Annotated in this window: 23 protein-coding genes; 8 read left to right on the top strand and 15 right to left on the bottom strand. The window is 71.9% G+C overall.

The genetic code is table 11. The features are described from left to right. Nucleotides 1-203 precede the first annotated feature (203 nt). Together ACW14Y_RS23920 and ACW14Y_RS23915 are read left to right on the top strand one after the other, a co-directional pair. Complete coding sequence (locus ACW14Y_RS23920) at nucleotides 204-1,067, top strand: helix-turn-helix domain-containing protein (protein WP_030393501.1); 864 nt, start codon at nucleotides 204-206, stop codon at nucleotides 1,065-1,067. After that, nucleotides 1,064-1,273, top strand: a complete 210-nt coding sequence (locus tag ACW14Y_RS23915) for a DUF397 domain-containing protein (RefSeq protein ID WP_030393502.1) — start codon at nucleotides 1,064-1,066, stop codon at nucleotides 1,271-1,273. The genes ACW14Y_RS23920 and ACW14Y_RS23915 overlap by 4 nt, the downstream gene beginning before the upstream one ends. A 139-nt stretch (nucleotides 1,274-1,412) precedes the next feature. Here ACW14Y_RS23915 and ACW14Y_RS23910 read toward each other — a convergent pair whose 3' ends face one another. Together ACW14Y_RS23910 and ACW14Y_RS23905 are read right to left on the bottom strand one after the other, a co-directional pair. Continuing rightward, on the bottom strand, nucleotides 1,413-2,528 hold the full coding sequence (locus ACW14Y_RS23910; RefSeq protein WP_030393503.1) for an ADP-ribosylglycohydrolase family protein: 1,116 nt from the start codon (nucleotides 2,526-2,528) through the stop codon (nucleotides 1,413-1,415). 214 nt (nucleotides 2,529-2,742) lie between these two features. Then, nucleotides 2,743-5,334 (bottom strand): bifunctional FO biosynthesis protein CofGH, encoded by a 2,592-nt coding sequence (locus tag ACW14Y_RS23905; RefSeq protein ID WP_456983443.1) that lies wholly within the window; start codon nucleotides 5,332-5,334, stop codon nucleotides 2,743-2,745. A gap of 188 nt (nucleotides 5,335-5,522) precedes the next feature. Here ACW14Y_RS23905 and ACW14Y_RS23900 point away from each other — a divergent pair, with 188 nt between their 5' ends. The 3 genes from ACW14Y_RS23900 to ACW14Y_RS23890 all read left to right on the top strand — a co-directional run bounded on the left by ACW14Y_RS23900 (nucleotide 5,523) and on the right by ACW14Y_RS23890 (nucleotide 8,715). After that, entirely contained in the window at nucleotides 5,523-6,794 is a 1,272-nt protein-coding gene (locus ACW14Y_RS23900; protein ID WP_380384752.1) for a LolA family protein, read from the top strand. 105 nt (nucleotides 6,795-6,899) lie between these two features. Then, a complete protein-coding gene (locus ACW14Y_RS23895) occupies nucleotides 6,900-7,832 on the top strand; it encodes an ABC transporter ATP-binding protein (RefSeq protein WP_380311651.1) in 933 nt (310 codons plus the stop codon). Then, on the top strand, nucleotides 7,819-8,715 hold the full coding sequence (locus ACW14Y_RS23890) for an ABC transporter permease (protein WP_380311649.1): 897 nt from the start codon (nucleotides 7,819-7,821) through the stop codon (nucleotides 8,713-8,715). Before ACW14Y_RS23895 ends, ACW14Y_RS23890 begins: the two co-directional genes overlap by 14 nt. On the opposite strand, the gene rarD is transcribed toward ACW14Y_RS23890, so the two are convergent. Then, nucleotides 8,705-9,745 carry an EamA family transporter RarD gene (gene rarD / locus ACW14Y_RS23885; RefSeq protein ID WP_456983440.1) on the bottom strand — a complete coding sequence of 347 codons (1,041 nt, stop codon included), beginning with the start codon at nucleotides 9,743-9,745 and terminating at the stop codon, nucleotides 8,705-8,707. The two genes, ACW14Y_RS23890 and rarD, sit on opposite strands and share 11 nt — an antisense overlap. A 170-nt stretch (nucleotides 9,746-9,915) precedes the next feature. Then, nucleotides 9,916-10,764: an SDR family oxidoreductase gene (locus ACW14Y_RS23880; RefSeq protein WP_456983438.1), complete on the bottom strand. Its 849-nt coding sequence runs from the start codon at nucleotides 10,762-10,764 to the stop codon at nucleotides 9,916-9,918. Nucleotides 10,765-10,903: 139 nt separating this feature from the next. Here ACW14Y_RS23880 and ACW14Y_RS23875 point away from each other — a divergent pair, with 139 nt between their 5' ends. Then, on the top strand, nucleotides 10,904-11,305 hold the full coding sequence (locus ACW14Y_RS23875) for a winged helix-turn-helix transcriptional regulator (protein ID WP_380313037.1): 402 nt from the start codon (nucleotides 10,904-10,906) through the stop codon (nucleotides 11,303-11,305). On the opposite strand, the gene ACW14Y_RS23870 is transcribed toward ACW14Y_RS23875, so the two are convergent. Next, complete coding sequence (locus tag ACW14Y_RS23870; protein ID WP_456983436.1) at nucleotides 11,292-12,059, bottom strand: TetR/AcrR family transcriptional regulator; 768 nt, start codon at nucleotides 12,057-12,059, stop codon at nucleotides 11,292-11,294. The two genes, ACW14Y_RS23875 and ACW14Y_RS23870, sit on opposite strands and share 14 nt — an antisense overlap. A 52-nt stretch (nucleotides 12,060-12,111) precedes the next feature. Between ACW14Y_RS23870 and ACW14Y_RS23865 the strand changes: the two genes are divergently transcribed. Together ACW14Y_RS23865 and ACW14Y_RS23860 are read left to right on the top strand one after the other, a co-directional pair. After that, the gene (locus tag ACW14Y_RS23865) at nucleotides 12,112-12,312 is read left to right on the top strand and encodes a DUF6011 domain-containing protein (protein WP_380313042.1); all 201 of its coding nucleotides are present in this window, start codon (nucleotides 12,112-12,114) and stop codon (nucleotides 12,310-12,312) included. A gap of 113 nt (nucleotides 12,313-12,425) precedes the next feature. Next, a complete protein-coding gene (locus ACW14Y_RS23860; RefSeq protein WP_456983433.1) occupies nucleotides 12,426-12,812 on the top strand; it encodes a VOC family protein in 387 nt (128 codons plus the stop codon). Between the two features lie 113 nt (nucleotides 12,813-12,925). On the opposite strand, the gene ACW14Y_RS23855 is transcribed toward ACW14Y_RS23860, so the two are convergent. From ACW14Y_RS23855 to nuoI, 10 genes are all read right to left on the bottom strand, one after another. Continuing rightward, nucleotides 12,926-13,978 carry a 2-oxoacid:ferredoxin oxidoreductase subunit beta gene (locus ACW14Y_RS23855; protein WP_380302829.1) on the bottom strand — a complete coding sequence of 351 codons (1,053 nt, stop codon included), beginning with the start codon at nucleotides 13,976-13,978 and terminating at the stop codon, nucleotides 12,926-12,928. Then, the gene (locus ACW14Y_RS23850; protein ID WP_456983431.1) at nucleotides 13,975-15,954 is read right to left on the bottom strand and encodes a 2-oxoacid:acceptor oxidoreductase subunit alpha; all 1,980 of its coding nucleotides are present in this window, start codon (nucleotides 15,952-15,954) and stop codon (nucleotides 13,975-13,977) included. The genes ACW14Y_RS23855 and ACW14Y_RS23850 overlap by 4 nt, the downstream gene beginning before the upstream one ends. Nucleotides 15,955-16,188: 234 nt before the next feature. Beyond that, a complete protein-coding gene (locus tag ACW14Y_RS23845) occupies nucleotides 16,189-16,851 on the bottom strand; it encodes a response regulator transcription factor (RefSeq protein WP_380302833.1) in 663 nt (220 codons plus the stop codon). A 114-nt stretch (nucleotides 16,852-16,965) separates the two neighbouring features. Next, entirely contained in the window at nucleotides 16,966-17,976 is a 1,011-nt protein-coding gene (locus tag ACW14Y_RS23840; protein ID WP_380302835.1) for a polyprenyl synthetase family protein, read from the bottom strand. Between the two features lie 257 nt (nucleotides 17,977-18,233). Further along, on the bottom strand, nucleotides 18,234-19,871 hold the full coding sequence (gene nuoN, locus ACW14Y_RS23835) for an NADH-quinone oxidoreductase subunit NuoN (protein WP_380302837.1): 1,638 nt from the start codon (nucleotides 19,869-19,871) through the stop codon (nucleotides 18,234-18,236). After that, nucleotides 19,868-21,517: an NADH-quinone oxidoreductase subunit M gene (locus tag ACW14Y_RS23830; protein ID WP_380302839.1), complete on the bottom strand. Its 1,650-nt coding sequence runs from the start codon at nucleotides 21,515-21,517 to the stop codon at nucleotides 19,868-19,870. The genes nuoN and ACW14Y_RS23830 overlap by 4 nt, the downstream gene beginning before the upstream one ends. Before the next feature lie 37 nt (nucleotides 21,518-21,554). Beyond that, nucleotides 21,555-23,450 carry an NADH-quinone oxidoreductase subunit L gene (gene nuoL, locus ACW14Y_RS23825; RefSeq protein ID WP_456983427.1) on the bottom strand — a complete coding sequence of 632 codons (1,896 nt, stop codon included), beginning with the start codon at nucleotides 23,448-23,450 and terminating at the stop codon, nucleotides 21,555-21,557. Between the two features lie 13 nt (nucleotides 23,451-23,463). Then, nucleotides 23,464-23,763: an NADH-quinone oxidoreductase subunit NuoK gene (gene nuoK / locus ACW14Y_RS23820; RefSeq protein WP_030300898.1), complete on the bottom strand. Its 300-nt coding sequence runs from the start codon at nucleotides 23,761-23,763 to the stop codon at nucleotides 23,464-23,466. Next, nucleotides 23,760-24,689, bottom strand: coding sequence for an NADH-quinone oxidoreductase subunit J (locus ACW14Y_RS23815; RefSeq protein ID WP_380384730.1), 930 nt, complete (start codon nucleotides 24,687-24,689; stop codon nucleotides 23,760-23,762). The genes nuoK and ACW14Y_RS23815 overlap by 4 nt, the downstream gene beginning before the upstream one ends. Further along, nucleotides 24,686-25,297 carry an NADH-quinone oxidoreductase subunit NuoI gene (gene nuoI / locus ACW14Y_RS23810; RefSeq protein ID WP_380302845.1) on the bottom strand — a complete coding sequence of 204 codons (612 nt, stop codon included), beginning with the start codon at nucleotides 25,295-25,297 and terminating at the stop codon, nucleotides 24,686-24,688. The genes ACW14Y_RS23815 and nuoI overlap by 4 nt, the downstream gene beginning before the upstream one ends. Nucleotides 25,298-25,299: the final 2 nt, after the last annotated feature.

Here is a 25,299-nt window from a genome sequence, read left to right as displayed (position 1 = left end):
GCGGCGCCTCTACCATCCGGAGGCGCCCACTGTCTCGCCGAAGCGCTTTTCCGATGATCTGTTCTACTGCGCTCGCGGGATTTCCCGGCGCCGACCTGATCCGGGGTGACATGCTGCACAACGTCAGGGGGTTGATCCAGATTTCCACCGTGTTCCGAGGACTTCCGTTCCAACGATCACCAGAGGTCCGACCGGAGGCCGACGTGTCCGCGAACATCAATCCCACGGTGCGTCGTCGACGCCTCGGCTCGGAGCTGCGCAAGCTCCGGGACGCGGCGGGGATGACCGCGGAGGAGGTCGCCGGCCGGCTGATGGTCTCCCAGTCGAAGATCAGCCGCCTGGAGAACGGCCGCCGCAGCATCAGCCAGCGCGACGTCCGCGACCTGTGCGACGTCTACAGCGTCACCGACGAGGCGATGCGGGCCAGCCTGATGGAGATGGCCCGGGAGTCCCGGCAGCGCGGCTGGTGGCACGACTTCAACGACATGCCCACCCCGTACAGCGTCTACATCGGCCTGGAGGCCGAGGCCTCGTCGATCCGCGCCTACGAGTCCTCCTTCGTGCCCGGGCTGCTGCAGACCGAGCAGTACGCCCAGGCCGTGGTCGAGGGCACCCAGCCGGACACCGACGCCCTCTCCGTCCAGCGCCGGGTGCAGGTCCGGATGAAGCGCCAGGACCGGGTCAACGGCGAGAACCCGCTGGGCAGTCTGTGGACGGTGATAGACGAGGCCGTGCTGCGCCGGGAGGTCGGCAGCAAGGAAGTGATGGCCCACCAGCTGAAGCACATGCTGGAGCTGAGCCAGCGCCCCAACATCACCATCCAGGTCATACCGTTCTCGCACGGTGCCCACCCCGGAATGACCGGGACATTCTCCCTGCTGGAGTTCCCGGAGTCAGCCGATTCGACGGTTGTCTACTTCGAAGGGGTGACGAGCGATCTCTACCTGGAGAAGGAGGCCGACGTGCGCCGCTATACCAGTCTCTACGACCACCTGCGGGCGGCCGCGCTCGGGGTGGCGGAGACCCGCTCACTGATAGCCGACATCGAAGAGGGATACCACCGATGAGCACCACCATCGAGAACAGGACGAGCTGGCGCAAGAGCAGTCACAGCGGCGGCAACGGCGCGTGTGTGGAGATCAGGGTGCCGGCCGCCGACCGGGTGGCCGTCCGTGACTCCAAGGACCCGGAGGGACCGCAGCTGAGTTTCTCCCCCGAGGCCTGGAACGCGTTCGCCGCCGCCGCGGGTGCCGGAGCGTTCGGCAGCCTCTGATCGACCTCGTGCCGGTTCCCGGCCCAGGTGCCCGTAGCGGTGTCCGTCGCCCTCCCCCGGGGCGGCGGCCACCGCTACGGGCATCTGGGCGTCCGGAGGCATGCCCGCGACAAGAGCTCCCCGGCCCGGCGGCGGAGGATCAGCCGAGCACCGGGTAGCGGGCCGCCCAGGCCGCGCCCTCGGCGGTGTCCCGGCTGTGCAGCTCGGGCCCGTGCATCAGCTCCAGCACGAAGTCGTCGGCCAGCTCCAGCAGCGCCCCGCGCCCCTCCAGACCCGCCACCAGACCGGGCGGCAGCGCGGTGTCACCGTGCAGCACCCCGAGCAGGTTGCCGCAGACCGCGCCGGTGGAGTCGCTGTCCCCGGAGTGGTTCACCGCCAGCAGCAGCCCGGACCGGACGTCGTGCGCGACCAGCGCGCAGTACACCCCGATCGCCAAAGCCTCCTCGGCGACCCAGCCCTCCCCCAGCGCCTCGACCCGCTCGGCGGACGGCTCCCCCGCCCGCACCGCGTCCAGCGCGGCCCGCAGCGCCGCCGTGGTCTCCTCGTGCGCCGGCCGCTCGGACAGCAGCGCGAGCGCCAGGTGCACGCCCTCCTCCAGGGTGCCGCCCCGGGCCACGGTCTGGACGATCACCGCCAGCGCCCCGGCCGAGAGGTAGCCGGTGGGGTGTCCGTGGGTCAGGACCGAGCACTCCACGGCCAGCTGGAACACCAGGCCCGGCTCCCAGGTGGTCAGCAGCCCGAACGGCGCCGCCCGCATCACCGTGCCGCAGCCCTTGGAGTGCGGGTTCTTCGGCGCCTCCAGGGTGCCCAGCCGCTCGGCGTCCGGCCCGGAGAGACCGGACAGACAGGCCTGTCCCGGCGCCCGCTGCGCGTACAGCCACTCCTCCCGGCCGAGCCAGCCGAGGTCGTCCCGGCGCTCGTCCGGGCCCCAGTCCCGCTGGGTGACGGCCCAGCGCAGATAGGCGCGGTGGACGTCGGTGGGCGGGTGCCAGCTGCCGGTGTCCCGGCGGATGTGGGCGCGTATCAGCCCGTCGAGGGTGAACAGCACCATCTGGGTGTCGTCGGTGACCGCGCCCAGCCGCCCGTAGGCGGGGACGTACCCCGTGACGCCCAGCGGGCCGTGCGCGGCGCGGATCTTCTCCAGGGACTCGAACTCGACGCCCGCGCCGAGTGCGTCACCGATCGCTCCGCCGAGCAGGCATCCCCGCACCCGGCTGCGGAAGTCCTGCTGCTGGGCGCGGGACCACAGTGGCATCACGGCAAGCGCCTTTCGTCCGGGAGCGGGAGGGACGCGCGACGCACGGCCGGTCGCGCGCCCTCGCACTGTATTCGAATGCCCGAACAGCCCGGCAGGGTTCCCGCTCCACCGGATCGCCACCGGACGTTCGCCCACCCGCCGGACTCCCCGGGTTTCGCCCGGTCCGGGCCGGGCCGACGCCCGCCGGGGCCCGGCGGGCGGCCGGACGGGCTCAGTCGACCAGCGGCAGCAGGTCGGGCAGGTGCCCGTCCGAGGCCAGCGCGGCGGCCAGCCGCTCGGCCGGCACCTCCCCGTAGGTCGTGGTCCGCTGCCGGTGCGGCCGCCCGACCGCCTCGGCGATCGCCTGGAGGTCCCGGACCGACTTGTAGCTGCCGTACGCCGAACCGGCCATCCGCGAGATGGTCTCCTCCATCAGCGTGCCGCCGAGGTCGTTGGCGCCCGAGCGGAGCATCTCCGCCGCGCCCTCGGCGCCCAGCTTCACCCAGCTGGTCTGGATGTTGGGGATGTGCGGGTGCAGCAGCAGCCGGGCCATCGCGATCACCGCGCGGTTGTCCCGCGCGGTCGGTCCCGGCCGGGCGATCCCGGCCAGGTAGACCGGGGCGTTGGTGTGGATGAACGGCAGCGTCACGAACTCGGTGAAGCCGCCGGTGCGCTGCTGGATCTCCGCGAGCAGCCGCAGGTGGCCCACCCAGTGCGCGGGGGTGTCCACGTGCCCGTACATCATCGTGGAGGAGGAACGGAGGCCGAGCTCGTGCGCGGTGCTGACGACCTCCACCCAGGTCGCGGCCGGCAGCTTGCCCTTGGTGAGCACCCAGCGGACCTCGTCGTCCAGGATCTCGGCGGCCGTGCCCGGGATGCTGTCCAGGCCGGACTCCTTGGCCCGCTGCAGCCAGTCGCGGATCGACAGACCGGTCCGGGTCGCGCCGTTGACCACCTCCATCGGCGAGAAGGCGTGCACATGGATCCCCGGGACCCGCTCCTTCACCGCCCGGGCGATGTCGAAGTAGGCGGTGCCGGGCAGGTCCGGGTGGATGCCGCCCTGCATGCAGACCTCGGTGGCGCCGACCTCCCAGGCCTGCGCGGCCCGGTCGGCGACCTGGTCCAGCGAGAGGCTGTAGGCGTCGGCGTCGGTGCGGCGCTGGGCGAAGGCGCAGAACCGGCAGCCGGTGTAGCAGACGTTGGTGAAGTTGATGTTCCGGGTGACGCAGTAGGTGACCTCGTCGCCGACCGCGTCCCGGCGGACGGCGTCGGCGATCCGGCACAGCGCGTCCAGGGCCGGGCCGTCCGCCTGGAACAGCGCCAGCGCCTGCTCGTCGGTGAGCCGGGTCGGGTCGTCGGCCGCCACCGCGAGGGCGGCCCTGACCTCGTCGTCCAGCCGCTCCGGGGCCCCGGTCCGGCCGGGGGCGGCCGAGGCGGCGGCCTGCTCCCGCAGCACCTCCCAGTCGCCGTAGACGTCCTCGAAGTCGGCCCGCCGGTCGCCGGTCCGGCCCTCGGTGTCGATGGTGCTGTGCAGATCGGTGCGGCCGTAGGACTCCGGCAGGTCCTCCGGCTCCTGCCAGGGGTGTCCGGTGACCACCGCGTCCGGGCGGGCCAGTCCGGTCTCCGGGTCGGCCAGCGCCCGCACGTGCGGCAGCACCCGCGGGTCCAGCCAGGGTTCGCCGTGCCGGACGTACTCGGGGTAGACGGCGAGCCGCTCGCGCAGCTCGAAGCCGGCCGCCGCCGAACGCTCGGCCAGCCTGTCGATCTGCGGCCAGGGGCGCTCCGGGTTGACGTGGTCGGGCGTCAGCGGGGAGACGCCGCCCCAGTCGTCGATACCGGCGTCGATCAGCCGCTCGTACTCGCCGTCCACCAGGTTCGGCGGCGCCTGCAGACAGGCGGAGGGGCCCATGATGTGCCGGGCCACCGCGACGGTGGCGACCAGCTCGTCCAGCTCCGCGTCCGGCATGCCGCGCATCGCGGTGTCCGGCTTGGCGCGGAAGTTCTGCAGGATCAGTTCCTGGATGCCGTGGTAGGCCCGGGAGACCCGGCGCAGCGCGAACAGCGACTCGGCGCGCTCCTCGTACGTCTCGCCGATGCCGATCAGCAGGCCGCTGGTGAACGGCACCGAGCTGCGGCCGGCGTCCTCCAGCACCCGGAGCCGGACCGCCGGCTCCTTGTCGGGCGAGCCGTGGTGCGGGCCGCCGGGCTCGCTCCACAGCCGGGTGGCGGTGGTCTCCAGCATCATCCCCATCGAGGCGGAGACCGGCTTGAGCCGCTGGAAGTCGGTCCAGCTCAGCACCCCGGGGTTGAGGTGCGGGAGCAGCCCGGTCTCCTCCAGGATGCGGATCGACATGGCCCGGACGTAGGCGACGGTGTCGTCGTAGCCGTGCGCGTCCAGCCACTCGCGGGCCTCGGGCCAGCGGTCCTCGGGCTTGTCGCCGAGGGTGATGAGCGCTTCCTTGCAACCGAGCGCGGCGCCTCTGCGGGCGACCTCCAGCACCTCGTCCGGGGACATGTACATCCCGTGCCCGGCCCGGCGGAGCTTGCCGGGGACGGTCACGAAGGTGCAGTAGTGGCACTTGTCCCGGCAGAGCCGGGTGAGCGGGATGAACACGCTCCTGGAGTAGGTGATGACGCCGGGGCGCCCGGCCGCTTCGAGGCCGGCGTCGCGGACCCGGGCGGCGGAGGCGCAGAGGTCGCGCAGGTCCTCGCCCCTGGCCCGGAGCAGTACCGCCGCCTCGGTCGCGTCCAGCGCGACACCGTCCCGGGCGCGGCGCAGGGCGCGGCGCATCGCGTTGGCGGTCGGAGTGTTGGATGCGTCCATGCCGCGACCCTACGCCAGTTCACGTACGTTCCTCGTACGTTCGGAGGAGACGACCCTGAGGGGACATCAGGGTCGGCTGCGACGCGAGGTCGACCCGGATCCAACCCTGCAGGGCGATGACGCGGGCGACGCGGGACCGTCTAATGGATACCCAGGGACAGTCGGTCACTGACGGAGGGGTTGGACGGATGACGGACGACAGGGCGACCGCGGGCAGCGGCCCGGCGGACGAGTGGCAGGACGGGGCTCCCTACCGGTCCCGCCGACGCACGCTGGTGCGCGTCGCGGTGCCGCTGGCGGTCACGGCCGCGATCGCCGCCGGGGTGGGGCTGGTACCGGCGCTGGCGGATTCCTCGCCGCCGGAGCTGCCCGCGCTGACGGCGGAGCAACTGGTGACGAAGGTGCTCGGCTCCCAGGCGGAGACGCTGACCGGCACGGTGTCGGTCTCGGCCGACCTCGGTGTGCCGAGCCAGCTGCTGGGTGCCGCGGCCGGCGGCCTCGCCGGCGGCGCCCCGGGCGGGGGTTCCGGTGGCAAGTCGTCGGGCGCCGACCCGACGGCGAAGCTGACCGGCCTGCTCGGTGGCGAGCACCGGCTGCGGGTCGCGGTGGACGGGCCCGACCGGCAGCGGATCGGCCTGCTGGAGCAGCTGGCCGGCTACGAGATGATCCGCAACGGCGACCAGGTGTGGACCTGGGACAGCAGCAGCAACGAGGCCGTGCACCTGACCGGGGCCCGGCCGGACGCGAAGGCGGACGGCCACCCGGGCAAGGGCCCGCTGACCGGGGTGCCGACCACCCCGCAGGAGGCGGCCCAGCAGTTCCTGAGCGCGAGCGCGGGCACCACCACCGTCGCCGTGGACGGCACCGCGAACGTGGCCGGGCAGAAGGCCTACCGGCTGAGCGTGAAGCCCACCGGGTCCGGTTCGACGATCGGCGAGGTCCGGATCGCGGTGGCCGCCGACAACGGCGTGCCGCTGTCGGTCGTGGTCAAGGGGACGGACGGCAGCACCGTGCTGGACGTCCACTTCACCGATGTCTCGTTCGCGGCGCCGTCCGCGAAGACCTTCGAGTTCACCGTGCCCAAGGGCGCCAAGGTGACGGAGCGCAAGGCCGACGCCGCGCCGCGCGCCGAGGTCACCCCGGAGGAGGCCAAGGCCGCCGCCGACGGTGTGAACGTGATCGGCGAGGGCTGGACGGCGGTGCTCTCCGCCAAGCTGCCCGGCAACGACGTGTTCGTCCCGGCCGAGGGCAAGGGCCCGCGCGGCAAGGGCGGGCACGGTCCGGGCGGCGGCGGCAAGCTGCAGAACCCGCTCTCGCTGGTCAAGTCGCTCGGCAAGCCGGTCGCCGGCGGCTCGCTGATCAGCACCAAGGTGCTGAACGTGCTCGTCACCGACGACGGCCGGGTGTTCGCGGGCGCGGTGACCCTGCCGGTGCTGCAGAGTGCGGCCGGGGTGAAGTAGTGGCCCAGGCTTCCGTAACGGGGGACGTTACGGAGCCGGCCGGGGGCCGGGCGCGGTGACGCGCCCGGCCCCCGTGCCGCTTCGACCTCCCACCGGTCCGACGATGTGATCAGCACCCGGGGCCTGACCAAGCGGTTCCGCGGCGGCCAGCTCGCCGTGGACGGGCTGGACCTGAGCGTCCCCCGGGGCTCCGTCTTCGGCTTCCTCGGGCCCAACGGCTCCGGCAAGACCACCACGATCCGGATGCTGATGGGGCTCATCGCCCCGACCTCCGGGGTCGCCTCGGTGCTCGGCGAGCCGATGCCGCAGTCGGTGTCCTCGGTGCTGCCCCGGGTCGGCGCGCTGATCGAGGGGCCCGCGCTGTACGGCTTCCTCTCCGGCCGGGACAACCTCGCCCGGTTCGACGCCGCCGACCCGACCGCCGACCCGGGGACCAGGCAGCGGCGGGTCGCCGAGGCCCTGGACCGGGTGGGGCTGACCGCCGCGGCCGGAAAGAAGGCCCGCGCCTACTCGCTGGGCATGAAGCAGCGGCTCGGCCTGGCCTCGGCGCTGCTCCAGCCGCGCGAGCTGCTCGTCCTGGACGAGCCCACCAACGGCCTGGACCCGCAGGGCATGCGGGAGATCCGGGCCCTGATCCGGGAGGTCGCGGCCGAGGGCACCACGGTCTTCCTCTCCTCGCACCTGCTGGACGAGATCGAGCAGGTCTGCACCCACGCCGCCGTGATGTCGCGCGGCCGGCTGCTGGTGCAGGGCACCGTCTCCGAGCTGGCCGCCAGGGCCCGGGGCCGGCTGGTGGTGCGGACGCCCGACACCCACCGGGCGGGCGAGGTGCTGCTCGCACACAAGGTCACCGAACTCCGGATCACCGAGAACCGGGTGGACGGCGAGCTGGGCGCGCTCGCCGAGGACGCGCTGCCGGGGCTCTGCGCGGCGCTGGTCGCGGCGGAGGTCCGGGTGCACGGCTTCGGCGTGGAGCGGGGCACATTGGAGGACGCCTTCGTGGCGCTGACCGGGGAGGGCTTCGATGTCGCGGGCTGAGGCGGTGCCGGCCGGGGCGGTGCCCCCGGTCGCGGCGGCGCAAGGACGGCGCCCGCAGACGGCGGCCGGGTTCCTGGCGCTGTTCCGCAGCGAGCTGGTGCTGACCTTCCGCCGACTGCGGACCATCGTGCTGCTGGGGATCCTGGCCCTGCTGCCGGTCCTGATCGGTGTGGTGGTCCGGATCGAGACGGACGGGCCGCGCGGCGGCGAGGGTCCGGCGTTCATCGCCCAGGTCACCCAGAACGGCCTGTTCCTGGTGTTCACGGCCCTCGCGGTGGCGCTGCCGGTGTTCCTGCCGATGACGGTCGGTGTGGTCGCCGGGGACTCGGTGGCCGGCGAGGCGGCCACCGGCACCCTGCGCTACCTGCTGGTGGCGCCGGCCGGGCGGACCAGGCTGCTGGCCGCCAAGTTCACCGCCGGGCTGGTGTTCTGCCTGGCGGCGACGGTCACCGTCGCCACGGCGGCGGTGATCACCGGGGCGGCGCTGTTCCCGGTGGGCGACGTCACGCTGATCTCCGGCGAGACCATCGGCCTGGGGTCGGCGCTGCTGCGGGCGGTCCTGGTGGCCGCGGTGGTGGCCGCGTCACTGGCCGGGCTGGTCGCGATCGGGCTGTTCATCTCCACTCTCACCGGCAGCGGCATCGCGGCGATGGCGGCGACGGTCGGGCTGGTGATCACCGTGCAGATCCTGGACAGCTTCCCGCAGCTGCACGCGATCCAGCCGTTCCTCTTCACCCACCACTGGCTCACCTTCGGCGACCTGCTGCGGGCGCCGATGGAGTGGGACGGGGTGCTGAAGAACCTCGGGCTGCAGGCCGCCTACGTGGCGGTGTTCGGCTCGGCGTCCTGGTCGCGGTTCACCGCGCGGGACATCACGGCCTGACCGGCAGGGCGTCGGCCGCCGGGGCCGCCCCGGTGGCCCCGGTCGCCCCGGTGGCCCCGGTCGCCGTGGTGGCCCCGGCGGAAGCGGCGGCGGCAGTGGCAGCAGCGGCGGCGATCCGGGCCCGGTCGGCCCGGACCCGCCGCAGCGCGTCCCAGGTGAGCACCACCAGCGCGGCCCACACCAGGGTGAAGCCGGCCCAGCGCGCGGGCGGCATCGACTCGTGGAAGACCGCGATGCCGATCAGGAACTGGAACACCGGCGCCAGGTACTGGAGCAGCCCGAGCACGCTCAGCGGCACCCGGACGGCCGCCGTGCCGAAGAGCAGCAGCGGAACGGCGGTGATCACCCCGCTGAGCATCAGCAGTCCGGTGTGGCCCCAGCCGTACTCGCCGGCCACCGTGTGGCCGAAGGTGCCGCGGTGGGCGACCTCCAGGTACACCAGGTAGCCGAGGGCGAAGGGGAACATGAAGGCGCTCTCGGCGGCCAGGCTCTCCAGCCCGCTCAGCCCGACCTTCTTCTTCAGCAGCCCGTAGGTGGCGAAGGAGAACGCCAGGGTCAGCGCGATCCACGGCGGCCGCCCGTAGCCGACGGCCAGCACCGCCACCGCGAGCGCGCCGATGCCGACCGCCACCCACTGGGCCCGGCGCAGCCGCTCCTTGAGCACCAGGACGCCGAAGGCGATGGTGACCAGCGGATTGATGAAGTAGCCGAGGCTGGTCTCCACCACGTGCCCGGTGTTGACGCCCCAGATGTAGACGCCCCAGTTGATCGAGATCACCGTGGCGGCGGCGCCCAGCATGGCGAGCCGGCGGGGCTGGCGGAGCAGCGGGCGGATCCAGCCCCAGTGCCGCTGGGCGACCAGCAGCAGGACCACCGCGACCAGGGACCAGACCATCCGGTTGGCCAGGATGTCGTCGGCGGCGCCGGGCTCCAGCAGCGGCCAGAACAGGGGGAAGAGCCCCCATATGCCGTAGGCGGCGAATCCGCTCCAGAGGCCGCGTCCGACCTCCTGCTGGGTTGTCTCTGGCATGGACCGGCTGCCCTCCGCGCGCGCGAGTGTCGAGCCGACGGTAGCGGGCGCGGCCGCGCCTGTCATCTCCGTATTCGGTTTTTGGTCATGACATGCCCCGGCCCCACCCGCGACGGACCGTCGCCGGTGGGGCCGGAGCCGGCGGGGAGCCGGGGTCGGGCAGGCGGGGATCAGGCGCCCAGGACGGCCCGGACGGTCGTGGCCAGCGGCACGGTCGGGCGGCCGATCAGCCGGGCCAGGTCGCCGGGAGCGGTGGCCAGCTCGCCGCGGGCGATACCGGCGTCCACGTCCACGAACACGTCGGCGTAGCCCTCCGGCATGCCCGCGCCGATCAGCACCTGCCGGTGCTCGGCCGGGGTGACGTTCCGGTGCTCGACCGGGCGGCCCGAGGCCCCGGCCAGCTCGGCGGCCAGCTCGGACAGGCCCCAGGCGGCGTCGCCGCTCAGCTCGTAGACCTTGTTCTCGTGGCCCTCGCCGACCAGGACGGCGACCGCGGCGTCGGCGTAGTCGCGGCGGGGGGCGGTGGCCACCCGGCCGTCGTCGGCGCTGCCGACCACCGCACCGCGCTCGACCGTGCCGGCGGCGTCGCCGAGGTAGTTCTCGGTGTACCAGCCGTTGCGCAGCAGGGTGTACGGCAGGCCGGAGCCGAGCAGCGCCTCCTCGGTCTCCCGGTGCTCGTCGGCCAGGCCGAAGGTGGCCGTGCCCAGGATGCTGGTGTACGCGAGCAGCGCGACCCCGGCGGCCTTCGCCGCGTCGATCACCGCACCGTGCTGGGCCGCCCGGCGGCCGAACTCGTTGCCGGAGATGAGCAGCACCCGGTCGCCGGCGGCGAAGACCCCGGCGAGCGTCTCGGGGCGGTTGTAGTCCGCCTCGTGGACGCGCACGCCCTGCTTCGCCCACTCCTCGGCCTTGGCGGCGGAACGCACCACCACCGCGACCTCGTTCGCCGGAACGGCTGCCAGCAGCCCCTCCACGACCAGGCGGCCGAGCTGTCCGGTGGCTCCGGTGACGACGTACATGTCCCTGCTCCTCTTGGGTGTGGCGATGGCTCCGGAGCCGCGTTCCGATACCGCGTCCCGAAGCCGCGTTGGCTTCGACACTCACCCTAAGGACGGCACTAACTTCTGGATAGTACGCACTTTGAAGTAGGGTACTGACATGGAGGTAATGACAGAGGGCTCGCCCCTGCTCGACCGCGCACCCGACATCTACGACCGCATGTGTCCGTCCCGGGGCGTGCTGGAGCACGTCACCAGCCGCTGGGGGGTGCTGGTACTGGTCGCCCTGCGGGAGCGCGGGTACCGCTTCAGCGAGCTGCGCCGCCGGGTGTCGGGCGTCAGCGAGAAGATGCTCGCGCAGACCCTGCAGACCCTGGAGCGGGACGGCTTCGTGCTCCGCGAGGCGCACCCGGTGATCCCGCCCCGGGTCGACTACAGCCTCACCCCGCTGGGCCTGGAGGCCGCCGAGTACGTGTCCGCGCTCGCCCACTGGGTGGAGGCCAGCATGTGCGCGGTCAGTGACGCGCGCGAGGAGTACGACGGACGGGCTAGCCGCGCCTGACCAGCTCCGCCAGTCCGTCCAGCACCCGGGCCAGACCGAAGGTGTAGGCGTGGTCGGGGTCGTACGCGGCGCCGTGCGCCTCGCCGGCGGCGGCGCCGACCCGGGCCGCGACCGGGTAGCGCTCGGGGTCGAGGACCCTGGCGAGCAGCTCGGCGTTGGCCTCCCACCACTGGGCGTCGGTCATGGCGCTGTCCTGCCGCGCGGCACGCCGGTCGGCGGCCATCCGGGCGCAGGTCTGGACGAAGCCGAGCACATGGGTGAGCGCGGCGTCCACGTCGAGGTCGGACAGACCGGAGTCCTCGAAGGCGCGCAGCTCGTACTCGTACTTGCCCATCAGGCCCGGTCCCAGCGGCGGCCGGCCGGTGGCGACGACGGCGGTCCACGGGTGGGCGCGGTGGAGCGCACGGTTGTCCTCGGCGACGGCGGCGACCCGGGCCCGCCAGCCACCCCCGGCCGGCGCGGTGCGGGGCATGTCCGCGTAGGCGGTGTCCAGCATCAGGTCGACCAGTTCGGCCTTGCCGGGCACATAGGTGTACAGCGCCATCGGTGAGACGCCGAGCGCCTGGGCCACCCGCCGCATGGTCACGGCGTCCATCCCCTCGGCGTCCGCGATCGCGATCGCTGCGGCGGCGATCTCCGCCGGGGACTTCGCCTGCCGGGGCCCGCGCCGGCCGGGCTTCTCCTCCGCCGACACACCCCAGAGCAGCGCGAGCGTGCGCGCCGGGTCTCCGGCACTGCTGCGGTCACTGGCCATGGACCGATCCTTTCACGCCCGCCCCTCCGGCCCCGCCGGTACGGTCGGAGCCATGACCACCGCCGACCCCGACCCGCTGCCGGGCACCGACACCCGCGAGGTCGTCCGCCCCCGGGTCACCTGCCGCCGCTGCCACCGCCCGCTGCACGACCCGGAGTCGCGCATCCTGCGCCTCGGCCCCGAGTGCCGGGACCCGGCCGAACGGGTCGCCCGCCACGAGGTCGACCAGGAGGCCCTGCCCGGGCTGGACTGACCGCCCGCTTCGCGAACGCCTGCGGGTGTGATCGGCATCACTCTATCCTCATTCTCCGTACTATGTATAGTGTACTGCGTACGGGATAACAGTCGACGAGAGGGCCATCGACCATGCAGATCACTTCCTCCGCCGTTTCACTCACCGTCGAGGACGTCGAGGCGTCCGCCTCGTTCCTGCGGGAGCACTTCGGGTTCGCCGAGCAGATGGCGGCGGACGGGTTCGCTTCGCTCGGGCACGGGAGTGCCGGGGTGAACGTCGTCTTCCTGCGGCGCGGGACCGAGGTCCTGCCCGAGGAGTACCGCGACCAGGTCGCCGCCGGGCTGATCCTCGCCTTCGTGGTCGGCGACGTGGCCGCCGAGGAGGCCCGGCTGCGGGCCGCCGGGGTGGAGATCACGATGCCGCTGCGCGAGGAGCCGTGGGGGGAGCGGCTGTTCCAGGTGACCGACCCGAACGGGGTCGTGGTCCAGCTGGTGGAGTGGGCGGAGCAGCAGCACTGACAGCGCCGACCTCGTCCGGAGCAGCGTAAACGGCGGCGCCCCCGGCCTGGAATGGCCGGGGGCGCCGCCGTTCGGTCGTTCGGTCGTTCGGGCGTTCCGTCGGTCGGTCGGGGTCAGTCGACCGACCAGGTGTCGCCGCCCGCGAGCAGCGCGGCCAGGTCGCCCTCGCCCCGGTCGGCGACGGCGGTGTCCAGCTGGTCGGCCATCAGTTCGTCGTACACCGGCCGCCGGACCGCGCGCAGCACCCCGATCGGGGTGTGGTGCAGGGTGTCCGCGTCGGCGATCCGGGAGAGCGCGAACGCCGTCGCCGGGCCGGCCGCGTGGGCGTCGTGGACCAGGACCGCCGACTCGTTCTCGGCCGTGACCTCACCGACGGTGAGTTCGCCGTCGGCGCCGCGGAAGACGCCCCGGGCCAGGTCCGTCCCGAACCGGATCGGCCGGCCGTGCTCCAGCCGGATCAGCGCCTCGTCCCGGGTGCCGGGCTCCTTGAGCACCTCGAAGGCGCCGTCGTTGAAGATGTTGCAGTTCTGGTAGATCTCGACCAGCGCCGTACCCTCGTGCTCGGCCGCCGCCCGCAGCACCGACTGGAGGTGCTGGCGGTCGGAATCGATGGTCCGGGCGACGAAGGTGGCCTCCGCGCCGATGGCCAGCGAGAGCGGGTTGAACGGGGCGTCCAGCGAACCCATCGGGGTGGACTTGGTGATCTTCCCGATCTCGCTCGTCGGCGAGTACTGCCCCTTGGTCAGGCCGTAGATACGGTTGTTGAACAGCAGGATCTTCAGATTCACATTCCGGCGCAGCGCGTGGATCAGATGGTTTCCACCGATCGACAACGCGTCGCCGTCGCCGGTCACCACCCAGACGCTGAGGTCCCGCCGGGAGGAGGCCAGCCCGGTGGCGATCGCCGGGGCCCGGCCGTGGATCGAGTGCACTCCATAGGTGTTCATGTAGTACGGGAAACGCGAGGAACAGCCGATACCGGAGACGAAGACGGTGTTCTCCCGTCTGATCCCCAGCTCCGGCATGAAGGCCTGTACCGCGGCCAGGATCGCGTAGTCACCGCAGCCCGGGCACCAGCGGACCTCCTGGTCGGTCTTGAACTCCTTGGCGCTCTGCGGCGCCTCGGCCTTCGGGACCAGCTTCAACGAGGGAAACTGCGAGCTCACCGGTTGTCCTCCTCGTCCAGGTTGCCGATCGCCGCCCACAGCACGTCCGCCAACTGCGCGGCCTTGAACGGCAGTCCGCGCACCTGGTTGTAGGACTGCGCGTCCACCAGGTACTTGCCGCGCAGCAGCAGCGCCAGCTGACCGAGGTTCATCTCGGGGACGATGACCTTGTCGTAACTCCGCAGCACCGTGCCGAGGTTGGCCGGGAAGGGGTTGAGGTTGCGCAGGTGCGTCTGGGCGACCTCGCCGCCGTCCGCCCGGACCCGGCGGACCGCCGCGGTGATCGGGCCGTAGGTCGAACCCCAGCCGAGCACCAGGACCCGGGCCTCGCCGGAGGGGTCGTCGACCTCCAGGTCCGGTACCTCGATGCCGTCCACCTTGGCCTGCCGGGTGCGGACCATGAAGTCGTGGTTGGCCGGGTCGTAGGAGATGTTGCCGGTGCCGTCCTGCTTCTCGATGCCGCCGATCCGGTGCTCCAGGCCGGGCGTGCCGGGCACCGCCCACGGGCGGGCGAGGGTCTGCGGATCGCGCAGGTACGGCCAGAAGGTGCCGTCCTCGCGGTTCGGCCCGGTGGCGAAGTCCGGCTCGATGGCAGGCAGTTCGTCCACCTCCGGGATCCGCCAGGGCTCCGATCCGTTGGCCAGGTAGCCGTCCGAGAGCAGGAAGACCGGGGTGCGGTACGTGACCGCGATCCGGGCCGCCTCCAGGGCCGCGTCGAAGCACTCGGCCGGGGTGGCCGGGGCCACGATCGGCACCGGGGCCTCGCCGTTGCGCCCGAACATCGCCTGCAGCAGGTCGGCCTGCTCGGTCTTGGTCGGCAGACCGGTGGACGGGCCGCCCCGCTGGATGTCCACCACCAGCAGCGGGAGTTCGAGCGAGACGGCGAGCCCGATCGTCTCGCTCTTCAGGGCCACGCCCGGGCCGGAGGTGGTGGTCACGCCGAGCGCGCCGCCGAAGGCCGCGCCCAGGGCCGCGCCGATGCCGGCGATCTCGTCCTCGGCCTGGAAGGTGCGCACGCCGAAGTTCTTGTGCCGGCTCAGCTCGTGCAGGATGTCGGAGGCCGGGGTGATCGGGTAGGAGCCCAGGTAGAGCGGCAGTCCCGAGCGGCGGGAGGCGGCGATCAGGCCGTAGGACAGCGCCAGGTTGCCGGAGATGTTGCGGTAGCGGCCCGGCGGCAGCTTGGCCGGCGGCACCTCGTAGGAGACCGCGAAGGTCTCGGTGGTCTCGCCGAAGTTCCAGCCCGCCCGGAAGGCGCTGATGTTGGCCTCGGCGATCTGCGGCTTCTTGGCGAACTTGGTGCGCAGGAACGCCTCGGTGCCGTGGGTCGGGCGGTGGTACATCCAGGAGAGCATGCCCAGCGCGAACATGTTCTTCGCCCGCTCGGCGTCCTTGCGGGCGAGGCCGCTCTCCTTGAGGGCCTCCAGGGTCAGCGTGGTGAGCGGCACCTTGTGCAGGTGGTAGCCCTCCAGCGAACCGTCCCCCAGCGGGTCCGCGCCGTAGCCGACCTTGGCCAGCGCGCGCTTGGTGAACTCGTCGGTGTTGACGATGATCGACGCGCCGCGCGGGAGGTCGGGAAGGTTGGCCTTGAGGGCCGCCGGGTTCATCGCCACCAGGACGTTGGGCGCGTCCCCCGGGGTCAGGATGTCGTGGTCGGCGAAGTGGAGTTGGAAGGACGAGACACCCGGCAGCGTTCCGGCGGGAGCGCGGATCTCGGCCGGGAAGTTGGGCAGGGTGGAGAGGTCGTTGCCGAAGGACGCCGTCTCCGAGGTGAAGCGGTCACCGGTGAGCTGCATGCCGTCGCCGGAGTCTCCGGCGAATCTGATGATCACCCGGTCCAGCCTGCGGATCGGTTTGGCGCCACGGTGCTGCGGACCGACCGGCGCGGCAGGGCCGGAGCGGCCCCCGCCGGGCCCGGACCCGCCCTCGTCGCCGTCCGAGCCGTCCACTGCTTCTGACTGATCGACCTGACTGGTCACTGCCGCGGACCTCCTCGTGGGCACCAGCCGCGGGCGTGAGCCGTGTGCCCCGTCCGCCTGGTGCACCTCTCGCATCCTATGCGGGTAAGGATTGCCTTGGACGGAACTCCCCGATGCGGCGGAAAATCACCGCCGCACCCATAAACAACGCCGTGGACGACCGGAACCGTACCCGACCGGGGAAGGTTGGTTCGAATGCGAATAGAGGCTGCGGGCGGCCCGTCGGCGAGCCGGTCAGGAATTCAGATAAGTGAGCACGGCGAGAACCCGTCGGTGGTCGCCGCGGCTCTGTTCCAGACCCAGCTTGAGGAAGATGTTGCTGACGTGCTTCTCCACCGCGCCCTCCGAGACCACCAGCTGCTTGGCCACCGCGGTGTTGGTCCGGCCCTCCGCCATCAGCCCCAGCACCTCGCGCTCCCGCGGGGTCAGCCCGGCCAGCACGTCGCCCTTGCGGCTGCGGCTGAGCAGCTGCTGGACGACCTCCGGGTCCAGCGCGGTGCCGCCCTCGGCGACCCGGACCACCGCGTCCACGAACTCGCGCACCTCGGCGACCCGGTCCTTCAGCAGGTAACCGACACCCCGGGTGGATCCGGCCAGCAGTTCGGAGGCGTAGCGCTCCTCGACGAACTGCGAAAGCACCAGCACGCCGAGCTGCGGATAGCGGGCACGGAGCGTGACACAGGCCCGCAGGCCCTCGTCGGTGTGGGTGGGGGGCATCCGCACGTCCGAAACCACCACGTCGGGCAGCGCGTCGGTGGCGGCCAGGTCGTGGATGGTCTTGATCAGCGCGTCACCGTCCGCCACACCGGCCACGACCTCCAGGCCCCGGTCGGTGAGCAGCCGGGTCAGACCCTCCCGCAGCAGTACGGAGTCCTCGGCGATGACGACGCGAAGCATGGCGGCCTTCCGGATGGGCGGAGCTGCGGACACGGTGCTGACGGGTGTCAGTCTCCCCCATCCAGGTGACCACCGGGACGCCGGACGGCAATTCGCACCGCCCACCCGCGGGCGTCACATGGTGCGGATCGCCACCGAGTCGCAGAGCGCCTGGAGCGCGTCCTTGGCCGGACCGTCCGGGAGCGGGTCCAGCATCGCGCGGGCCTCCTCGGCGTGGCGCAGGGTCTCCCGGCGGGCGTGCTCCAGGGCCGGGTGGCGGCGCAGCAGCCGCAGGGTCTCGGCGTGCAGCTCGTCGTCGGCGAGGTCCTGGTGGAGCAGCTCGCGCAGCCGGGTGTCGGAGGGGTCGGACGGGTCGGCCGGCATCTGCCGCAGCAGCAGGGTCGGCAGGGTCTCGATGCCCTCGCGCAGGTCGGTGCCGGGGGTCTTGCCGGACTCGTGCCCGTCGCTGGCGATGTCGAGCACGTCGTCGGCCAGCTGGAACGCGACCCCGATCCGCTCGCCGAAGGAGCTGAGGATGTCGATCACCCACGGCTCGGCGCCGGCGGCCAGTGCTCCTATCCGGCAGGAGACGGCGATCAGCGATCCGGTCTTGCCGGCCAGCACACCCAGGTAGTGGTCGAGCGGGTCGTCGTCCGGGCCGGGGCCGGCGGTCTCCAGGATCTGGCCGGTGACCAGCCGCTCGAACGCGTCGGCCTGCAGCCGGACGGCCTCCGGGCCGAGGTCGGCCAGCACCTGGGAGGCCCGGGAGAAGAGGAAGTCGCCGGTCAGGATGGCGACCGAGTTGTCCCAGCGCGAGTTGGCGCTGGGCGCGCCGCGTCTCACCGGGGCCTCGTCCATGACGTCGTCGTGGTACAGCGTGGCGAGGTGGGTGAGCTCGACCACGACGGCGGCCGGGATCACGCCGGTCGCGGCGGCGTCGCCGAACTGGGCGGACAGCAGCACCAGCAGCGGACGGAAGCGCTTCCCGCCCGCGGCCATCAGATGGCTGGCGGTGACGGTGATGAAGGGGACGTCGCTCTTGACGGCCTCGGCGAGCGCGATCTCCACCGCGTCCATCCCGGCCTGGACGTCACGGGTCAGATCGCGGTCCTGCACGCTGAGCCCAAAGGGTCCCACGACGGTCACGAAGACCACTCCTCTGTCCCTGGTCGATCTAGCGGCCCGGTCCCTGAGTGCCGCCGCTGGCCATACAGGCAGGGTATCCGGTCACGAGTGGATCACTGCACGGGCGTGCGGCTCTGTCATGCGCGGGGCGTCCCCGCTGGCCAGCGGGGATACCCGAACGAAGCGTCCGGGCCGCGCGCGGGGCGCGACCCGGACGGTCGTCGGAGCGGTCGGACCGGGCCGCCGCCGGGGCGTTCGGCCGGGCCGTCGGCGGACGGTCAGCCGACGAAGAACACTGCCTTCGAGGCGAGATCGAGGAAGTACTGCGGCAGCAGTCCGAGCCCGATCGTGACCAGCACGCCGACACCGATCGCGGTCGCCGTGAAGGCGCTCGGGACGGCGACGGTCGGGCCGCCCGGCTGCGGGTCGGAGAAGAACATCAGCACGATGACCCTGATGTAGAAGAACGCCGCCACCGCCGAGCTGAGCACACCCACGATCACCAGCGGAGTGGCGCCGCCCGCCGCCGCGGCCTGGAAGACCGCGAACTTGCCGGTGAACCCCGAGGTCAGCGGGATGCCCGCGAAGGCCAGCAGGAAGAGCGCGAACACCGCCGCGACCAGCGGGGAGCGCCGGCCGAGACCGGCCCAGCTGGACAGGTGGGTGGCCTCGCCCTTGGAGTCGCGCACCAGGGTGACCACGGCGAAGGCGCCGAGGGTCACGAAGGAGTACGCCAGCAGGTAGAACAGCACCGAGCCGACGCCCTGCCGGTTGCTGGCGATCACACCGGTGAGGATGAACCCGGCGTGCGCGATCGAGGAGTAGGCGAGCAGCCGCTTCACGTCCTGCTGGGTGACGGCCAGGACCGCGCCGACCACCATGGTGAGGATCGCCACGCCCCAGAGCACCGGCCGCCAGTCCAGCCGCAGCGCCGGGAAGGCCACGTAGAACAGCCGCAGCACCGCGCCGAACGCGGCCACCTTGGTCGCCGCCGCCATGAAGCCGGTGACCGGGGTCGGCGCGCCCTGGTAGACGTCCGGGGTCCAGGAGTGGAACGGCACCGCGCCGACCTTGAAGAGCAGACCGACCGTCAGCATCGCCAGGCCCACCAGCAGCAGGGCGTCGTTCTGGGTCGAGGAGACCAGCGCCGGGCTGAGCAGCGCGTTCCCGGAGATGACCTCGGCGATCTCGCCGAGCCGCACCGTGCCCGCGTAGCCGTACAGCAGCGCGGTGCCGAACAGGAAGAACGCCGAGGCGAAGGCACCGAGCAGGAAGTACTTGACCGCCGCCTCCTGGGAGAGCAGCCGGCGGCGCCGGGCCAGCGCGCAGAGCAGGTAGAGCGGGAGGGAGAAGACCTCCAGCGCCACGAACATGGTCAGCAGGTCGTTGGCGGCGGGGAACAGCAGCATGCCGCCGACCGCGAACATGGTGAGAGGGAAGACCTCACTGGTGGTGAAGCCGGCCCGGATCGCGCTGCGCTCCTGCTCGCCGCCGGGGGTGGCGGCCGCCTGGGCGGCGAAGGCGTCGGCCGGCTCGCCGCCGGCCTTGGGCTCCAGCCGGCGCTCCGCGTAGGTCAGCACCGCGACCACCGCGACCAGCAGGATCACGCCCTGCAGGAACAGCGTCGGGCCGTCCAGGGCGACCGCGCCCATCGCGACCGCCTCGACCTTGGTGGTGCCGTAGCCCTGCGCGGCGAGCACCAGGACGGCGACGAACGCGCCGGCCAGGCCGACCAGGGCGGTCACCACCTGGGCCCAGTGCCGCACCCGCCGGGGCAGGAAGGCCTCCAGCAGGATGCCGACCACCGCGGCGCCGAACACCACCAGCATCGGCGACAGCTGGCCGTACTCGATGTGCGGCGCGGGGATGCTCTGGGTGCTGCCGCCGGCGGCGGCGAGCCATCCGGTGCTGCTCACTTGTGCTCACCTCCTGAGCGGGCGGTCCCGTCCTGGGCGGTCCCGTGGTCGGCGGACACCGGGTGCGCCGGTGCCGGGTCGGTCTGGTGCACCTGCGAGAGGGTGGCGTTCACCGACGGGTTGACGAGGTCGGTGAGCGGCTTCGGATAGACACCGAGCAGTACGGTCAGTGCCACCAGCGGGGCGACCACGGCGAGTTCGCGGACCTTGAGGTCCGGCATGCCGCGCACCTCCTCCTTGACCGGGCCGGTCATGGTGCGCTGGTAGAGCAGCAGGGCGTACAGCGCGGCGAGCACGATGCCGAAGGTGGCGACGATGCCGACCGCGGGGTACCGGCTGAAGGTGCCGACCAGGACCAGGAACTCGCTGACGAACGGCGCCAGGCCGGGCAGCGAGAGCGTGGCCAGCCCGCCGATCAGGAAGGTCCCGGCGAGCACCGGGGCGACCTTCTGCACGCCGCCGTAGTCGGCGATCAGCCGGGAGCCGCGGCGGGAGATCAGGAAGCCGGCCACCAGCATCCACGCGGCGGTGGAGATGCCGTGGTTGACCATGTAGAGGGTGGCACCGCTCTGGCCCTGGCTGGTCATCGCGAAGATGCCCATGATGATGAAGCCGAAGTGCGAGATCGAGGCGTAGGCGACCAGCCGCTTGATGTCCTTCTGGCCGATGGCCAGCAGCGCGCCGTAGACGATCCCGACCAGGGAGAGGACCAGGATCGCCGGGGCGAAGGTCTTCGAGGCGTCCGGGAACAGCCCGAGGCAGAAGCGGAGCATCGCGAAGGTGCCGACCTTGTCCACCACGGCCGTGATCAGTACGGCGGTGCCCGCGGTGGCCTCGCCCATCGCGTTCGGCAGCCAGGTGTGCAGCGGCCAGAGCGGGGCCTTGACCGCGAAGGCGAAGAAGAAGCCGAGGAACAGCGCCTTCTCCGCGGTGCCGCCGATCTGCAGCCGGCCGTCGGCGACCGCCGAGGTGAGCGTCTGCAGGTCGAAGGTGCCGAGGCCCTGCTCCTGCGCGATCACGTACAGGCCGATCACGGCGGCCAGCATGACCAGGCCGCCGAGCAGGTTGTAGAGCAGGAACTTGACCGCCGCGTAGGAGCGCTGGCGGGCCGACTCGGGGCCGCCCGCCCGGTCGCCGAAGCCGCCGATGAGGAAGTACATCGGGATCAGCATGGCTTCGAAGAAGACGTAGAAGAGGAAGACGTCGGTGGCGTAGAAGGAGACGATCACCATCGCCTCCACCGCCAGCACCAGGGCGAAGAACGCCTGGGTGCGCCGCCTGTTCTCGAACGACCCCTCCGGGGGCGCGGGGGCCGGGTCCGCGTCGTGCCAGGAGGCGAGCAGCACGACCGGGACCAGGACGGCGGTGAGCAGGGCGAGGACGGCGCCGATGCCGTCCACCCCGAGCGCGAAGGTGATGCCGAAGGAGCGGATCCAGCTGTAGGACTCGGTCAGCTGGTAGCGGGCGCCGTCCGGGTCGAACCGCGCGGCCACCGCGCCGGCCAGGGCCAGGGTGGCGGCGGAGAAGACCATCGCCACGATCTTGGTGTTCCGCCGCCGCGCCTCGGTGGACCCGGCGGGCAGGGCGGCGGTGACCACCGCACCGACCGCCGGGACGACGCAGGTGGCGGTGAGGAGGACGCTCATGCCTCGGCCTCCCCACGATGTGTGTAATCCGGGTGCATCAGACGGACCTCATCAGGAGAGTCGTGGCGACCAGCACCAGCGTGCCGCCGAACATGGAGAGCGCGTACGTGCGGACGTAGCCGTTCTGGATCCGCCGCAGCCGGCTGGAGACGCCGCCGATGGTGGCCGCCAGGCCGTTGACGAAACCGTCCAGGCCGCGGCTGTCGAAGTAGACCAGCGCCGCGGCCAGCGCCGAACCGGGACGGACCAGGACGGCGTGGTTGAAGTCGTCCTGGAGGAGGTCCCGGCGGGCGGCCCGGGTGAGCGGGGAGCCGTACGGCGGCACCACCGGGACGGCGGAGCGGCCGTACATGAGGTACGAGAGCGCGACGCCGACCAGCATGCAGGCGGTGGTGAGCAGGGTGACCACCAACGGGGTGAGCGGGGAGTTGCCCTCCTCGTGCCCGGTGACCGGCTCCAGCCAGGTGAGGAAGGACTCGTGGAAGGCGAACAGCCCGCCGGCGAAGACCGAGCCGAAGGCCAGCACGATCATCGGGATCGTCATGGTCCTCGGCGACTCGTGCGGGTGCGGGTCGTGGCCCTCGGCGTCCGGCTGCCAGCGCTTCTCGCCGAAGAAGGTCAGGATCATCACCCGGGTCATGTAGAACGCGGTGACGGCGGCGCCGACCAGGGTGCACAGGCCGAGGATCCAGCCCTCGGTGCCGCCCTTGGCGAAGGCCGCCTCGATGATCTTGTCCTTGGAGAAGAAGCCGGACAGGCCCGGGAAGCCGATGATGGCCAGGTAGCCGAGGCCGAAGGTGACGAAGGTGACCGGCATGTACTTCCGCAGGCCACCGTAGTGACGCATGTTCACCTCGTCGTTCATGCCGTGCATGACCGACCCGGCACCGAGGAAGAGCCCGGCCTTGAAGAAGCCGTGGGTCACCAGGTGCATGATGGCGAAGGCGTAGCCGATCGGGCCGAGGCCGGCCGCGAGGATCATGTAGCCGATCTGCGACATGGTCGAGCCGGCCAGCGCCTTCTTGATGTCGTCCTTGGCGCAACCGACGATCGCACCGAAGAGCAGGGTGACCGCGCCGACCACCACCACGGCGGTCTGGGCGTCCGGCGCCAGGTTGAAGATCGCCCCGGAACGGGTGATCAGGTAGACGCCGGCGGTGACCATGGTGGCCGCGTGGATCAGCGCGGAGACCGGGGTCGGGCCCTCCATCGCGTCCCCGAGCCAGGACTGCAGCGGCACCTGAGCGGACTTGCCGCAGGCGGCGAGCAGCAGCATCAGGCCGATCGCGGTCAGCTTGCCCTCGCTCGCGCTGCCCGCGGCGCCGAACACCGGCTCGAAGGCGAAGGAGCCGAACTCGACGAACATCAGCATGATCGCGATGGACAGGCCCATGTCGCCGACGCGGTTGACGATGAACGCCTTCTTGGCGGCGGTGGCGGCGCTCGGCTTGTGCTGCCAGAAGCCGATCAGCAGGTAGGAGGCGAGGCCCACGCCCTCCCAGCCGAAGTACAGCAGCAGGTAGTTGTCGGCCAACACCAGCAGCAGCATGGCCGCCAGGAAGAGGTTCAGATAGGCGAAGAAGCGGCGACGGCGCTCGTCGTGCGCCATGTAACCCACCGAGTAGAGGTGGATCAGGGTGCCGACGCCGGTGATCAGCAGGACGAAGGTCATCGAGAGCTGGTCGAGCTGGAAGGAGATGTCGGCCTGGAAGCCGTTCACCGGGATCCAGCTGAACAGGTGCTTGGTCAGAGTACGGTCCTCCGCGTCCCGGCCCAGCATGTCCGAGAACAGCGTGAGGCCGAAGCCGAAGGAGAGCGCGGCGAGCGCGGTGGCCAGCCAGTGGCCCAGGCGGTCGAAGGCCCGGCCGCCGAGCAGCAGCAGGACGGCGCCGGCCAGCGGGGCCGCGACCAGCAGTGGAATGAGAGAGTTCACCGAGGTCCTCCGCCTACAGCTTCATCAGGTTGCTGTCGTCGACCGAAGCGGAATGCCTGGTCCGGAAGATCGAGACGATGATCGCGAGGCCGACCACGACCTCGGCCGCCGCCACCACCATGGTGAAGAACGCGATGATCTGGCCGTCGAGGTTCCCGTGCATCCGGGAGAAGGTGACCAGCGCCAGGTTGGAGGCGTTCAGCATCAGCTCGACGCACATGAAAAGGACGATCGCGTTCCGCCGGATCAGCACGCCGGAGGCGCCGATGGTGAACAACAGGGCGGAGAGATAGAGGTAGTTGACCGGATTCACTCCGCCCCCTCCTCGTCGTGGTCGGACGCCGGGCGGTTCGCCGGCGCCGGGTGACGGGCGGCCACCGGCTCCAGGGCCTTGCGCGGGCCGGTCACCGGCGGGCGCTCGGACGGCGGGCGGCCCAGCCAGTCGGCGGTGGTGGACTCCAGCTCGGCCATCCGGGCCAGCATCTCCTGGCTGACGTCCCGGATCTGGCCGCGCTCGCGCAGGGTCGCCATCACCGAGTCCTCGGCGATCGAGCCGTCCGGCAGCAGCGCCGGGATGTCCACCGCGTTGTGCCGGGCGTAGATGCCGGGCGCGGGCAGCGGCGGGACCTGGATGTTGTCGGCGACCCGCTGGGCGGCCAGCTCGCGCTGGGTCTTCGGGGCCTTCACGTGCTCGCGGTGGGTCAGCACCATGGCCCCGATCGCGGCCGTGATCAGCAGCGCACCGGTGACCTCGAAGGCCCACACGTACTTGGTGAAGATCAGTCGGGCCAGGCCCTGGACATTGCCCTCGGCATTGGCCTCGCCGAGACCGGCGAAGGTGTCCAGCTTGGCGTTGGCGATCCCGGCGACCATCAGCACGCCGAAGCCGAGGCCGCAGAGCGCGGCGGCGAACCGCTGGCCCTTCAGCTGCTCCTTCAGCGAGTCCGCACTGGTCACGCCGACCAGCATCACCACGAACAGGAAGAGCATCATGATCGCGCCGGTGTAGACGACGATCTGCACCACGCCCAGGAACACCGCGCCCTGGGCCATGTAACAGACCGCCAGGGCGAGCATGGTGGCGGCCAGGCAGAGCGCGCTGTGCACCGCCTTGCGCATCAGCAGCGTCCCGAGCGCGCCGCCAACGGCGATCACCGCCAGCACCCAGAACTGGACGGCCTCACCGGTGGAGGTCGCGCCCGTCACGGCCGCGAGGTTCAGCGAGGTGGCGGCGCTCACGACTGGGCCTCCTTCTCCCGATCGGTGGGCTCCTGACGGACCGTGCCCGGCGCCGCCGCGGTGATCTCGCCCCGGTAGTAGGCGCCCTCGTCGGCGCCGGGGAAGATCGAGTGCGGGCTGTCGACCATGCCCTCGGAGAGGCCGACCAGCAGCTGCTCCTTGGTGAAGATGAGGTCCTGGCGGGAGGAGTCCGCGAGCTCGTACTCGTTGGTCATGGTGAGCGCGCGGGTCGGGCAGGCCTCGATGCAGAGCCCGCACAGGATGCAGCGGGCGTAGTTGATCTGGTAGACCGCCCCGTACCGCTCACCGGGCGAGTAGCGCTCGTCGTCGCGGTTGTCCGCGCCCTCGACGTAGATCGCGTCGGCCGGGCAGGCCCAGGCGCACAGCTCGCAGCCGACGCACTTCTCCAGGCCGTCCGGGTGCCGGTTCAGCTGGTGGCGGCCGTGGAAGCGCGGGGCGGTGGGCTTCTTCTGCTCCGGGTACTGCTCGGTGAGCCGCTTCTTGAACATGGCCTTGAAGGTCACGCCGAAGCCGGCGGCCGGTCCGAGGATGGACGGCTTGTCGGCCCGTTCGGACCGGTCGTTCCGGGCGTTCTGGTCGGACGACATCT

This window comes from Kitasatospora sp. cg17-2 (genome assembly GCF_054031055.1).
This window is presented reverse-complemented; position numbering and strand designations above follow the sequence as displayed.

What these genes read in the sequence shown, in the direction of transcription:
- ACW14Y_RS23915 (WP_030393502.1), top strand. Translation starts at nt 1,064, where the DNA reads ATGAGCACCACCATCGAGAACAGGACGAGCTGGCGCAAGAGCAGTCAC.
- ACW14Y_RS23910 (WP_030393503.1), bottom strand. Translation starts at nt 2,528, where the DNA reads ATGCCACTGTGGTCCCGCGCCCAGCAGCAGGACTTCCGCAGCCGGGTG.
- ACW14Y_RS23905 (WP_456983443.1), bottom strand. Translation starts at nt 5,334, where the DNA reads ATGGACGCATCCAACACTCCGACCGCCAACGCGATGCGCCGCGCCCTG.
- ACW14Y_RS23900 (WP_380384752.1), top strand. Translation starts at nt 5,523, where the DNA reads ATGACGGACGACAGGGCGACCGCGGGCAGCGGCCCGGCGGACGAGTGG.
- ACW14Y_RS23890 (WP_380311649.1), top strand. Translation starts at nt 7,819, where the DNA reads ATGTCGCGGGCTGAGGCGGTGCCGGCCGGGGCGGTGCCCCCGGTCGCG.
- rarD (WP_456983440.1), bottom strand. Translation starts at nt 9,745, where the DNA reads ATGCCAGAGACAACCCAGCAGGAGGTCGGACGCGGCCTCTGGAGCGGA.
- ACW14Y_RS23880 (WP_456983438.1), bottom strand. Translation starts at nt 10,764, where the DNA reads ATGTACGTCGTCACCGGAGCCACCGGACAGCTCGGCCGCCTGGTCGTG.
- ACW14Y_RS23875 (WP_380313037.1), top strand. Translation starts at nt 10,904, where the DNA reads ATGGAGGTAATGACAGAGGGCTCGCCCCTGCTCGACCGCGCACCCGAC.
- ACW14Y_RS23870 (WP_456983436.1), bottom strand. Translation starts at nt 12,059, where the DNA reads ATGGCCAGTGACCGCAGCAGTGCCGGAGACCCGGCGCGCACGCTCGCG.
- ACW14Y_RS23865 (WP_380313042.1), top strand. Translation starts at nt 12,112, where the DNA reads ATGACCACCGCCGACCCCGACCCGCTGCCGGGCACCGACACCCGCGAG.
- ACW14Y_RS23860 (WP_456983433.1), top strand. Translation starts at nt 12,426, where the DNA reads ATGCAGATCACTTCCTCCGCCGTTTCACTCACCGTCGAGGACGTCGAG.
- ACW14Y_RS23845 (WP_380302833.1), bottom strand. Translation starts at nt 16,851, where the DNA reads ATGCTTCGCGTCGTCATCGCCGAGGACTCCGTACTGCTGCGGGAGGGT.
- ACW14Y_RS23830 (WP_380302839.1), bottom strand. Translation starts at nt 21,517, where the DNA reads ATGAGCGTCCTCCTCACCGCCACCTGCGTCGTCCCGGCGGTCGGTGCG.
- nuoI (WP_380302845.1), bottom strand. Translation starts at nt 25,297, where the DNA reads ATGTCGTCCGACCAGAACGCCCGGAACGACCGGTCCGAACGGGCCGAC.